The sequence below is a fragment of the Sedimenticola selenatireducens genome, assembly GCF_007625115.1.
Classification (GTDB): Bacteria; Pseudomonadota; Gammaproteobacteria; order Chromatiales; family Chromatiaceae; genus Sedimenticola; species Sedimenticola selenatireducens_A.
The window spans coordinates 51,728-64,276 of record NZ_VMNH01000011.1 but is presented as its reverse complement, the minus strand read 5'-3'; the positions used below and the strand labels follow the sequence as shown (position 1 = coordinate 64,276).

The 12,549-nt window shown below is 47.5% G+C and carries 11 protein-coding genes and 1 pseudogene; 6 read left to right on the top strand and 6 right to left on the bottom strand.

The window, feature by feature from the left end; genetic code table 11:
* Positions 1–143: 143 nt before the first annotated feature.
* Both FHP88_RS19365 and FHP88_RS10875 read left to right on the top strand, forming a co-directional pair.
* Positions 144–305: pseudogene (locus FHP88_RS19365) on the top strand (IS4 family transposase); the annotation flags it as partial.
* Between the two features lie 217 nt (positions 306–522).
* Complete coding sequence (locus tag FHP88_RS10875; protein WP_144359101.1) at positions 523–1,215, top strand: hypothetical protein; 693 nt, start codon at positions 523–525, stop codon at positions 1,213–1,215.
* A gap of 292 nt (positions 1,216–1,507) precedes the next feature.
* Here FHP88_RS10875 and FHP88_RS19150 read toward each other — a convergent pair whose 3' ends face one another.
* The 4 genes from FHP88_RS19150 to FHP88_RS10860 all read right to left on the bottom strand — a co-directional run bounded on the left by FHP88_RS19150 (position 1,508) and on the right by FHP88_RS10860 (position 6,258).
* Entirely contained in the window at positions 1,508–1,723 is a 216-nt protein-coding gene (locus tag FHP88_RS19150) for a hypothetical protein (RefSeq protein WP_186297690.1), read from the bottom strand.
* 136 nt (positions 1,724–1,859) lie between these two features.
* The gene (locus FHP88_RS10870; RefSeq protein ID WP_144359100.1) at positions 1,860–2,891 is read right to left on the bottom strand and encodes a thioredoxin family protein; all 1,032 of its coding nucleotides are present in this window, start codon (positions 2,889–2,891) and stop codon (positions 1,860–1,862) included.
* Positions 2,892–3,016: 125 nt separating this feature from the next.
* Entirely contained in the window at positions 3,017–4,726 is a 1,710-nt protein-coding gene (locus FHP88_RS10865) for a bifunctional protein-serine/threonine kinase/phosphatase (RefSeq protein WP_144359099.1), read from the bottom strand.
* 65 nt (positions 4,727–4,791) lie between these two features.
* Complete coding sequence (locus tag FHP88_RS10860; protein ID WP_144359098.1) at positions 4,792–6,258, bottom strand: NarK family nitrate/nitrite MFS transporter; 1,467 nt, start codon at positions 6,256–6,258, stop codon at positions 4,792–4,794.
* A 372-nt stretch (positions 6,259–6,630) separates the two neighbouring features.
* On the opposite strand from FHP88_RS10860, the gene nirB reads away from it, so the two are divergent.
* The 4 genes from nirB (at position 6,631) to FHP88_RS10840 (ending at position 10,890) form a co-directional block, all read left to right on the top strand.
* Positions 6,631–9,069 carry a nitrite reductase large subunit NirB gene (gene nirB, locus FHP88_RS10855; RefSeq protein WP_144359097.1) on the top strand — a complete coding sequence of 813 codons (2,439 nt, stop codon included), beginning with the start codon at positions 6,631–6,633 and terminating at the stop codon, positions 9,067–9,069.
* 1 nt (position 9,070) lies between these two features.
* A complete protein-coding gene (gene nirD / locus FHP88_RS10850) occupies positions 9,071–9,394 on the top strand; it encodes a nitrite reductase small subunit NirD (RefSeq protein ID WP_260843252.1) in 324 nt (107 codons plus the stop codon).
* A 307-nt stretch (positions 9,395–9,701) separates the two neighbouring features.
* Positions 9,702–10,166, top strand: coding sequence for a CBS domain-containing protein (locus tag FHP88_RS10845; protein WP_260843251.1), 465 nt, complete (start codon positions 9,702–9,704; stop codon positions 10,164–10,166).
* Between the two features lie 133 nt (positions 10,167–10,299).
* Positions 10,300–10,890: a uracil-DNA glycosylase family protein gene (locus FHP88_RS10840; RefSeq protein WP_144359095.1), complete on the top strand. Its 591-nt coding sequence runs from the start codon at positions 10,300–10,302 to the stop codon at positions 10,888–10,890.
* Between the two features lie 17 nt (positions 10,891–10,907).
* Here FHP88_RS10840 and FHP88_RS10835 read toward each other — a convergent pair whose 3' ends face one another.
* Positions 10,908–11,519 carry a riboflavin synthase subunit alpha gene (locus FHP88_RS10835; RefSeq protein WP_144359094.1) on the bottom strand — a complete coding sequence of 204 codons (612 nt, stop codon included), beginning with the start codon at positions 11,517–11,519 and terminating at the stop codon, positions 10,908–10,910.
* 48 nt (positions 11,520–11,567) lie between these two features.
* Positions 11,568–12,440 carry a LysR substrate-binding domain-containing protein gene (locus FHP88_RS10830; protein ID WP_144359093.1) on the bottom strand — a complete coding sequence of 291 codons (873 nt, stop codon included), beginning with the start codon at positions 12,438–12,440 and terminating at the stop codon, positions 11,568–11,570.
* Between the last annotated feature and the right edge of the window lie 109 nt (positions 12,441–12,549).

The window sequence follows — 12,549 nt, the reverse complement described above, 5'->3', positions numbered from 1 at the left end:
TCAAATCCAGCGGCTTTTTCTCCTCCTCCACCAGTATCGATGAGACCCGCAGCACCACCCGCTCGGTCCAGGCCAGCACCCTCAGTGCCAATGAGATCACCCTGCAGGCGGGCGCTGAATATCAATCGAGTCTGACCCCATAGATTTATATTCTGATCGCCCAGAAACAGGTTGGAAAGCGATCGGGGCGTATAGAGCCAAGAGCAATCAAACGAAGGCCAAAACCTTACAAACTACTCACAGAACCCAGGCAATATAGTCGGGCAGAGATACAGTTAAATGGCCACCCTAAAAAGCTTAAGTAAGTGCCATTCGGCTCTGACCCCTCTAATCTGACCCCTATAATACTAAGAATGTCAGGTTTTTTTACATTGAATCTCAAGGCCCGTGACATATGGCTCTTAAGATATTGATTATTCGACATTTAAGATTTATGGCATGAATTTCGCTTACGCTTAAGTAACTGACTATACGGAAATTGGCATACATAACTCAACTAAACAAATGGGAGCTTCTCTAATAATGAAAAAGAATTTAATCCGGTTGCTTGGTGCTTTGGCGGTTCTAATGGCTGCCGCCAACGCCAATGCTATACCACTGATTTTCCAGGGTTCAAGTGATCCTTCAGGGGCAGTCACTATGACTCCTGCCGAAGCGCGTACTGCTTGGGAAGCGGAATTGCAGTCGTTCCAGATTGATACCTTGACCGGAACAAACAGCAGCGCACCATTCACCACTCCTGCCGGCTTCACCTACAGCGAGACGGGCAACGGAAGCTCCATTAGCTGGACGGGCAGCGATGTTTATGGGCGCCGTAATAGCGCACCTTTCATCCAGTTTGATGTCACCTTTCCGAGTTTCGTCAATGCCGTCGGATTTGACGTCTATGACAACGACGGTGGCACCATGGATCTCTACTTGACCGACGCGTTTACCAACGTCGTTACTACGTTCAGTCTACAGTCCACACCCGGTAGTGGTGACCGTGAGTTCTTTGGTGTTGTTTTTGACACGTCAACATTCATTTCGGCACTACGCGTGTCGGGAACTGATCCTGGCGGCATCACCAGCTGGGATAATTTCACAACTGGCGTAGGTGCAAATGTGGTAGTCAACCCCAATAACCCGGTTCCTGCTCCAGCGCCTCTTTTGCTGCTGGGACTCGGGCTGGCCGTTATGGGATCTCTCAGAACACGCCAAAGCAATATGACTTGATGATGAGCAGGCCCCGAGTCACCGTCATCTGACTCGATGCTATCCGCTTAAAAAAACGGCCCAAGGCGCTAGCACGGTACCTTGAGCCGTTTTCCGTAAACTTTCCCCGAAAAGGTCAGAGACACTCATTAATTGAAGAAAAGCTAAAGCACTGCTTCACTTCCGATGTTTCGTCTAGCAAGGTCCCCAGAACAGGCTATTTGATAGATCAAAAGTCGAGTGGTGAGGCTATAGAGAGGAAACTGGGCAAGTCGGTCGTACACCACCCTGCCAAGGTTATAGCATGCATAAATCACAGTGGATTGACTGCCTTGAGTTTCCGGGGCCGAACAGTTTGCCTGGCTGAGCCAATATCATGACCCCAGGATTGCCCTCTGGACTGACTGGCCTGTCGAATATCATTCGCTCGTCCGGCGAATGTGGAGAAGTGTGACTCAAACTGTTGGGTAAGTGACAACCACGAATCTGCATTAATACCCAGTCGTTGAAGTATGGGCGGGACTGACACAGAGTTTTGAATATCCTCAGTAATGAAAAAACCCCGTAACCCGGGGCTTTTTTTGCCTCATGAATAACTATTTACTGCCTGAATTTGATAAAAATAATCTGGACAAGCTAAACAAATGATTTATTCGTTAGTTTGACTACTTTGAAAGATCAATACTCTTCCCCGATTTTAGTATCGCTTCAGTACGAACACCTAAGTAATCATAAAAGTTTTTCGGATACTTGATGTAGTGTCGCTCGCCTACATAACGCAGCACCTCTTGAAAGTGATAGGTGTAGAGCAGTCCATCGATGCGGCTGATCTCTTTTCCTTTATCAAAAAGTACAATTCCGGGGCGATAGGTTAACCCCAGTTTTTCTGCGAATGCTTTTGCAGTGGTCTTGTTTCCTTCGGGGTCGATAAGGGAGTCTTCAGCATTTGCATCCAGTCTCACAAAATTAAAATCCTCCAAGATCTTGAGTGTATCTGGATTTTTCAGATGTCCATCATGCAGTTCGTTACAGGCATCACAGCTACTGTCTTCAAATAGAATCGCTAATGGCTCACTTGCTACAGACTTTAGGTCGCTGATATTTTTCAGCATGGGATGATCACGAAACGCATAAACAGGCGTTGTCTGTTGGTCTTCAATAAAGCGACTGAGCGAAGTTTTCAGATAGGCTTGCTGTTGAACATAATCCAAGGCATGTTTAAACGCGGGTACTGATCGATAACCGTTAAGTCTCAGTACGGTCTTGTTCTCTTTGTTCAGGAACAGAATGGTCGGTGTGTATCGAACTTTTAGTGTCCTTGCCAATTCCTTTTCACTGAGGCTGGTATTGGCATCAAAGGCTACTTCACGGTCACCCTTGATGTTGATCTGGATGACGTCAAAGTGTTCACGGATGAAGGGTGTATAGGGCGCGTGAGCAAAATTTTCATCGGCCATCTTGGCGCAATAAGGGCAGTTATTCAGGTGCATGAAAAGGATGACATGTTTTCCAGCTTCAGTAGCCTCTTCAACATCGCCTGCGATATCCAGAAAACTCTCTTTAAACCAATCTGGATGTTCGGATTGTTTGCCGCCAGTGATCTTTCCTGGGGTAACTGCATTAGCGTTGGCGATAGCGTTAAAGCTGTACAGTAAGTAACAGAACAGGGCAAATACCCGCACTAGTCGGTTAGCCATGGATTATCCTCCCATATTGGCAATACATCGTGGCCGGTAGCCGGCTCTTAAGTGTTTAGCCCATAAAAACAACTTTAGTTAGTTTTTATGGGCCTCATTGATAGACAGCGTAATGTGGTTTTATATCAATCTGCAAGCAGAAAATAGAGCGTAATAAGGTTTGCTAGCAGTAAGGTTGTTGCAATCATCTGCCAAAAGAGTACCGGCCGCTTCTCCAACAAGGGTTTTGGGCTTGTGTCGACCAGTTCAGCATTGGGGTGGGTCATGTCATAGATGAACTCTGAAAGCGTTTCATAGCGCTTGCCAGGGGTTGGGTGGGTTGCCTTCTTGAGCGCGCCGTCAATCCATGCAGGGATGGCGGAATTATGATTGTTCGCGGGTTGATAGTGCATCTTTTTGACAGGAAGCGGTTTTTCATTGTCACCATAGGGCAACTGACCTGTCAGCATCTCATAGGCGATGATAGCCAGAGAAAAGATATCTGACTGATTACTGCCCGGCTCGCCGGAGAGGTATTCCGGTGCAGTGTAATTGATGGTGCCGAGTGGTGTTGAGCGGTCAAGGTTACTGCGGATCTCCTGCACCCCCGCAATGCGTGTAGAACCAAAATCGATGATTTTAAGGATGCCGTTTTTATTGATCAGCATATTATCAGGCTTCAGATCCTGATGGACCATCTCCATTCGATGAAAGGCCCTGATACCATCAATCATCTGAACTAAGTATTCCCGCATCTCTTCCAGACTCATTTGCCCGACATCATCCATACGCTGTCTGAGTGTCTGGCCATCAAGATATTCTGTGACATGGTAGAGGAAGCGTCGGCGTCTTGGTTCATAGACTTTGAGTACATGGGGGTTGCTGATACGCCTACCCACCCACTCTTCGTTTAGAAATCCATTTAGGAATTCAGGGTCATCATTAAAGTTGACTGAAGGCGTCTTTAATGCGACCTGCGCCCCTGTTTCACTATTGATTGCCAAATAAACTTCACTGCGTTTGCTGGCATGGATTTCCCGAATGATCTCGTATCCATCAATGTTCATTCCGGGTCTTAGATTGGGGGGGAAGGGTAACTCAGTAACCCGCTGATAGATATCGTCAACATCTTCACTGGGAAGGGAGATGATCTTGACAAGTTGGCATGTAACGTTATCCGTACTGCCCTGTTCTAATGCGCTACTGGTAATAAGTTTAACAGCTTGCTGTACATTGCTGGAATGTTCTTCAATCAGTTTTTGTATCTGACGATCAGTCAGGAAGTCGTGCACACCATCCGTTGAAAAAAACAACAGATCCCCTGAGTAGAGTGAAACGGAGCGGTAATCGATCTCAAGGTGGGTATCGATTCCCATTGCTCGAGCCAATAAATCCTGCTCTTTAGAAACCCAGACACGATGATCGCGTGTTAATTGTTCCAGGGAGTTGTTTCGGTAGAGATATATTCGACTATCGCCTACATGGAAAAGATGTGCAGTGGTTGATTTGATAACGGCCGCACTGATGGTGGTGACCATTCCCTTTGGTGAATCGTAGCGGCTTTGGCCCTGTCCGCAGAGCCAGGTATTTAATGCACTCAGAATTTTACTGGCGGAAGTTTTCACACTCCATGATTCAGGTGTGCTGAAATAGTCGTTTAGAAAACCCGTGACACAAATTTGACTGGCTTCGTGCCCCCCTTCGCTACTACTCATGCCGTCGGCAATTACAGCGGCGACCCCTTTGCTTAATAGCAAATCGCCAGGAGGAATGCGGGCATCTGCGGCATCTGCATTCTCCTGTTTTACGCCTTTTTCAGTGCAGCAAGCGTAATCAATTACCAGGGTGGATGACATGAAGATCCCTCGTTTACATTCTGGTATGCGACGAGCATAAAGCATGCTCGTCGCAATCTACACTATCAACTAACATCAATCATCTGAACAGTGCCGTCTGGCATCACTTCTGCTGTTTGTCCTTCGGGTTCATCAAGGAACTGTACAGCCGCCAGGGTAACAATAGCAGCGGCAGCAATCACCAGAAAGAATGCTGAGGGCGTTACAAAAGAGAATACTGTCAGGAATAGCACCGCACCTACATTACCATAAGCACCTGCCATACCGGCGACCTGACCTGTCATGCGGCGTTTAACCAGTGGAACAATGGCAAATACCGCACCTTCACCCGCCTGCACAAAGAACGAACAAGCCATGGTAGCGAGCACAGCCAGTGCAATGGGCCACTCGGAAGTGATGTTACTGAGTACGATATATCCGACAGCCAAACCGCCAATCAGGATGGTAAGTGATCTCTTCCGACCAAATTTATCGCTAAACAATCCTCCTGTGGGTCGCGCCAGCAGATTCATAAATGCAAAGCCAGAGGCTAAGAGTCCAGCCTGAATCAGTGAGAGATCAAAGGTGTCTTTGAAAAACAGTGGCAACATGGATACAACGGCTAACTCAGATCCAAAAGTCACCAGATAGGCGACATCCAGAATAGCGACCTGTTTAAATTTATAGCGGTGTATCTCCGCTACAGGCTCTTTAAAGATATGGCCATTAATACGCCATACCTGGGATGTCTGGTATGCGTAGAGAGCAACCAGGCCTGCGTAGATGCCATAACTAACGGTTTCGCTCAACATGCCGAGATTAGCGGGGCTCAGCTTCCAGGTTAGAACGGCCAGTGCGGCGTACATCGGGATGTTCATCAGCAGGTAGAAAAAGAAATCGCCTTTGCTGGTGACTTCCATTGCACCCGTTTTTTTCGGCTTGAAATAGGTTGATCCTTTAGGCGTGTTACGCGCAAGTCTGTAATAGATGATGGAGTAAATCAGCGTAATCACACCCGTCGTAGCAATCGCATACCGCCATCCTTCATCACCACCGTAAAACAGAGCGAGCGTTGGAAGAGAGAGCGCTGCAGCGGCTGAACCAAAGTTACCCCATCCTCCATAAATACCTTCGGCCAATCCGACCTGTTTGGCTGGAAACCACTCGCCAATCATCCGTATACCGATGACAAATCCTGCACCAACAAAGCCAAGTAAGAAGCGCGTGATGGCCAGTGTTTCAAAAGAGTCTGCCAGGGCGAATGCAAAACAGATAAAACTCGAAACAAACAGGAGTAATGAGTAAACAATGCGTGGCCCGAATTTGTCTACCAGCATGCCAATGATGATGCGAGCAGGAATAGTGAGTGCCACGTTTAGTATCAATAGCGCTTTCACCTCCTGTGCGGAAAGCCCCAATGTTTGTTGAATGGATGCCAACAATGGGGCATGGTTAAACCACACCATGAAGGAGAGGAAAAAGGCAAACCAGGTAAGATGTAGCGTTCGTATTTTCCCTGAGAAAGACAAGAGGCTTATTTTGTTATCTGACATTACTGTGCTCCAAAGCGGTAAAAAACTTTTCTTTGCTATTGCACTGCTTATGCCAATTTTTTAACCCATTGTATTTACAGGTTAAAAGTAATATTTCTTGAGGTTGGTCAATCTATTTTGCACTGCGAAGGGGCAAATATTAGGTTTATTGCCCTTTTAGTGAACAGGGATTTATCTTTGCTCGGGGCATGCGTTTTTTCGGTGCAAAAATGTTTGTTTCAGCACCATGATGAATCATTTCTACGTTGTAAAACATTATGTATGGCCCTGTGAATGGAGCGGTTGATGGTTTTTTCTAAGTTGGCATAAGCGTTGCAGAAAGGGAGTCATTGAATTAGTTGGTCATTGACCCGGAATGTAAAGAGGCATCGCATGAAAGAGAGATTGGTATTGATTGGAAACGGCATGGCGGGGGTTAGAACCCTTGAAGAGTTGTTGAAGCTGGAGCCCAATAAATATGACATCACTGTCTTCGGTTCTGAACCTCATCCTAATTACAATCGCATCCTGCTTTCTCCTGTGTTAGCCGGTGAGAAAAAGTTTGAGGAGATCGTACTCAATAAAAGAGAGTGGTATGACAAAAACAGTATTACTCTGCATGCCGGTTCTCCTGTAGTGGAGATCAATCGCGTCAAACGTAAGGTGATTACGGCGGATGGCAGTGAAGCCGAATATGATCGATTGCTACTGGCTACTGGCTCTTCACCTTTCATTATTCCTGTGCCAGGGGCTGATCTTGAGGGTGTTATAAGCTTCAGGGATATTCATGATGTTGAGCAGATGCTGGCAGCATCAAAACAGTACAAGAATGCCGTTGTCATTGGTGGTGGTTTGCTGGGACTTGAAGCAGCGAATGGACTGATTAAACAGGGCATGGAAGTGTCGGTTGTTCATTTGATGGATACGCTGATGGAGCGACAGCTTGATGCCGCTGCAGGCGCTATGCTGAAGCGTTCACTGGAAGAGAACGGTATGCATTTCCTGATGGGGGCGCAGACGGATGCTATCCTGGGTGATAAGCGCGTTGAAAGTGTTCGTTTTGCAGATGGCTCGATTGTTAAAGCCGATCTTGTCGTGATGGCTGTGGGTATACGCCCCAATATTGAACTCGCTAAAAAGGCAGGCCTTTATTGTGAACGGGGTGTGGTGGTGAATGACACCATGCAGACCTACGACCCTCGGATTTATGCATTGGGTGAATGTGTGCAACATCGTGAAACCTGTTATGGATTGGTCGCACCCTTATTTGAGCAGGCCAAGGTGTGTGCCAATCATCTTGCCGAGTTGGGCTATGGACGCTATGAGGGTTCTGTTACTTCAACGAAATTAAAAGTAACTGGTATTGATCTCTTTTCAGCCGGTGATTTTCACGGCGATGACACCACGGAAGAGATTGTTTTTCAGGATCTCGCAGGAGGTACCTACAAGAAGCTGGTGATAAAGGATAATCGTATCAGTGGCGCTGTTCTATACGGTAATACCGTTGATGGTGCCTGGTATTTCCAGTTGATGCGTGAAGGGACGAATATCTCTGATATGCGTGAGAGCCTGCTATTTGGGCAGTCAGCCCATCTTGGTAGTTCAGGGCATGGGGGTGAGACGCAAGCCTCTGCCATGAGTGATGCCGCGCAGGTGTGTGACTGTAATGGGGTTTGCAAAGGTGACATCGTTAAGGCCATTACCAGCGAAGGCCTCTTTACTGTAGATGAGGTGAAGTCCCATACAAAAGCGGGTGCTTCTTGTGGCTCTTGTGTCGGATTGGTTGAACAGATTTTGGCAAATACTCTGGGTGGTGATTATTCTGCACCAGAAGCCAAGCCACTCTGTGCATGTACTGAGTTTACCCATGATCAGGTTCGTTCAACGATTCGTGAATATGAACTGATGGATAAACAAGCCGTTTTTGACAAAATGGATTGGCGTACACCGGATGGTTGCCATGTGTGTCGGCCAGCGATCAACTATTATCTGATATCAGCATGGCCAGGTAAGGCAAAGGATGATGCGCAGTCACGTTTTATTAATGAGCGGGTACATGGCAATATTCAAAAAGATGGCACCTTCTCTGTTATTCCAAGAATTTTAGGTGGACGTACTACACCCCATGAGTTGCGCACCATTGCCGAAGCTGCGGAGAAATTTAACGTGGGTGAAGTTCATTTCACCGGCGGGCAGCGTATCAATATGCTGGGAGTAAAAAAGGAAGATCTACCGGCAATGTGGGAGTTTCTTACCGATCGTGGAATGGTTTCAGGACATGCCTATGGTAAGGCGCTACGCACGGTAAAAACCTGTGTGGGATCAACCTGGTGTCGTTTTGGTACACAGGATTCAACCTCGCTCGGCATGCAATTGGAAGAGGCGACCTGGGCTTCATGGATGCCGCATAAATTCAAGATGGCCGTGTCAGGTTGTCCTCGAAACTGTGCTGAAGCGACAATCAAAGATTTTGGTGTTGTCTGTGTCGACTCCGGTTATGAGTTACATATTGGTGGTAATGGTGGCGTAAAGGTTCGGGCGACTGATGTGTTGTGTCGTGTGAATACAGAACAAGAAGTGATGGAGTACTGCACCGCTTTCATTCAGCTCTATAGAGAAGAGGCGCGTTATCTGGAACGCACAGCACCCTGGGTTGAACGTATAGGCCTCTCCTATATCAAAAAGCGTGTTGTAGAGGATGCGGTTGGAAGAAAGGAGTTGCGTCGTCGCTTTGTTGATTCCCAGGATGTGGCGCAGCATGACCCCTGGACTGCTCGCGCCAAGGGTGCTGAAGCACATGAATTTACACCAATGAAAAAGCTTGGAGAGTGATATGTCTGCAGTAATGACTGAAAAATGGGTCGAAGTTGGGCGTCTGTCAGAGATCCCGCGATTAGGTTCGCGGGTAGTTCAAACCAAGGATGACGAGATTGCTGTCTTTCGCGCGGCAGATGATACGGTTTTTGCACTTTCCAATCGCTGTCCGCATAAGCAAGGACCTCTGTCGGAAGGTATCTTGCACGGTCATCGTGTGACCTGTCCGCTGCATAACTGGGTGATTGAATTGGAAAATGGCGAAGCAGTTGCGCCGGATGTGGGTTGTACGAGGAATTATCCAGTGCGCATGGAAGGTGAGCAGATTTTGTTGGGAATTTGAGAGTATATTACAAAAATCTAATAATATATCCCCCGCATTTTATGACCACATAAAGACAATCCGGGTGGACAAAGGGGTGATAAATCAGCGATTACTAGGGTCAGCCCTGTTTCAGGCCGATACTGACGGAAAGTGAAAACCGCTGTTTATCACCTCATTCATAGCGTGAAGAGAGTCGGTTTTGTAGGTAGTCATACGTCGTTAGTAATAACAATAACAACAGCGCAGTAGTTTGGAACGGGTTGCATTTAACAACCGATGTTGTGCTGATTAATTGGAGGATGATGATATGCAGGTTAAAGAGATAATGACCAAGTCCCCACGGACAGTTACTCCGGATACCGGTCTTCTGGAAGTCGTTTCACTGATGTGTCTCTATCGCTACAGTGGATTACCCGTGATGGAAGGTGAGAAGATGGTCGGCTTTATTGCCGAGAAAGATGTGTTCCACCGTTTGTTCCCAACCCTTGAGGATATGATGTCTGATGGTTTGGGTGCGGGTGACTATTCCAACATGATGGATAAATACAAAGATGTGGTGAATCTTAAGGTGTCAGATCTTATGGCGACCGATGTGATTACTGTTTCCCCAAATCAACACATCTTGCAAGCCGCTACCACGATGGTGCGTCATAAGTTCAGACGCATTCCTGTTGCTGAAGCGGGTGTGCTGCAGGGCATGCTCAGTCTGGGTGATGTCCATAAAGCCATATTCCAGGCCAATATGGCGGGCAGCAAGACGGCAACTCCTCCGGTCGCCGTTGGAATGTAACGCTTCTTTTAAGCTCGTACTGCGACTGCATCTTTCATAGTGAGGCAGCACCCACTTCCGGGTGTTGTCTCGCTACACATTTCTCTCTGGAGTTGTTATCGTCGATACTGACTTCTTTGTAGAGATTGGCAGAATGGGCAAAACAGCCTTTAACTCACTCGTCCAAGATATTAAGCACTGCACACTCTGCAGTGATCATCTTCCCGCTGGTTGTAATCCCGTGTTTCGCGCCGATCCAGGCGCCGTCATTCTCATCGCGGGACAGGCTCCCGGCAGACGCGTACATGAAACCGGCATACCGTTCAATGACCCCAGTGGAGACCGCCTCCGATCTTGGATGGGCATTGATCGTGAGCAATTTTATGATGCTACACGTATTGCTATAATTCCGATGGGTTTTTGCTATCCGGGTACAGGGCAGCGCGGTGATCTGCCGCCTCGTCCAGAGTGTGCGAAACAATGGCATGAGCGTTTATTGGCGCACCTCCCAAATATTCAGTTGGTGCTGGCCATTGGGCAGTATGCGCAGGCCTACCACCTAAAAGAGATGCGTAAATCCAATCTCACCCAAACTGTGGCGCATTGGCAAGAATATTGGCCAGCTTTTTTACCGCTACCTCATCCCAGTCCGCGTAATAATCTCTGGTTGCGGCGTAACCCCTGGTTTGAGCAGGAGGTGATACCGGTACTGCAAAATCGAATTGCTCAGTTGCTGACTGATTAAGGTCGAGACTAACCGCATTAATCTCTCCTTTCAGCCAGTACCCGCTCTACCGTATCCACGATGGCCTGTGTCTGTGGGTCTATCTCTATATTCACCTGATCCTGTTCTGCTCTAAAGCCCATGTTGGTACGTTCTAGCGTCTCGGGAATCAGGTTGACGCAAAACTGATTGCCAACCACTTCTCCAATCGTCAGGCTTATGCCATCAATGCCAATATACCCTTTGGTAAAGATGTATCCTGTGTACTCCTGTGGGATCTCAAACCAGATTTGCCGATTGTTTTCACTTCGGATTATTCGGGTGATCGTGGCCATGCAGAGAATGTGACCCGACATCTGGTGTCCGCCTATCTCGTCACCAAAGCGTGCAGCCCGTTCAAAGTTTACTTTGTCACCCTTACTTAATAAGCCAAGATTGGTGACGCGCAGAGTCTCTTGCATGAGATCAAATGACACGAGATCATCTTCGATTCCAGTAACTGTAAGACAGCAACCGTTATGGGCTACCGATGCGCCGTTTACCAGGCCGTCGATATACTGTTTTGGTAGTCGAATAACATGGGTACGGAACTGCTCTTTTGCTTCGATTTTTATGATTTCTGCGGTGCCCTGGATAATGCCGGTGAACATCGAGTGATCTCCTATGAATGACAGCTAATCAATTTTAACATGCACCAATCAGGCGGCATTGGCTTGATGGTCACGGAAGCCTTCAGTGATGTATTCTGAAAGACACTGAATAGCCGGTGAAGATGAAGTCTTGGTTTTTAGCAGTGTGATTGCTGATTCAGGCAAAAGTGGAAATCCTTCAGCGGCTGTCAGGACACGCATGGCGTCGTTCACAATGCTGTTGACCAGCACGGTTACGCCCAGCCCACAACCGACGATCGCCTCAATGCCAGTAATACTGGGGCTGGAATAGGCGACACGATAAGGTTTATCAATCTTATCAAGCGCCTTCATTGCCCAATGGCGAAAGATGCAACCCGGTTGAAAAAGTACCAGAGGCAGTGGCTCTTCCTCATGGATGAAGTGATGTTTTGATGTTGCCCAGACAGTCGCCTCACGCCGCAATATTTCACCCTCCATGCTGCCAGGAACCGTGGTGACAATAGCTAGATCAATTTCACCGCCCTTAATAGCCTTGGTCAGATGCTCGCTGTGGTTACAGATCACCTCAACCTGAACCATGGGATAAGATTTGGCAAATCGGGCCATGATGCGCGGTATAAAGGCTGCTACATAGTCATCAGGGATACCGAGTCGAACGCTACCAACCATATCGGGTTGTTGCAGCGTTGATACCGCTTCATCGTGAAGCCTGAGTATCCGTCTCGCATAGTTGAGCAGAATCTCGCCATCGGATGTGAGTACCATACTGCGCCCCACTTTTTCAAAAAGCGGTCGGCCTACCATCTCTTCCAGTTTTTTCATCTGCATGCTGACGGCTGATTGAGAGCGGTGTACCTGTTCGGCGGCCCGGGTAAATCCGCCTGAATCTGCAATGGCTACAAAGGTACGGAGGAGCTCGTTATCAAATACGGGTGTCATATTTTAATCCATCAGTTCTATTGATGTATTCAATCAAAACTATTCGTTAGATTAATCTTTAGCATGAGCCCAGACTTTCTGCAACAGGTATTCAACGTATTGGATTTTC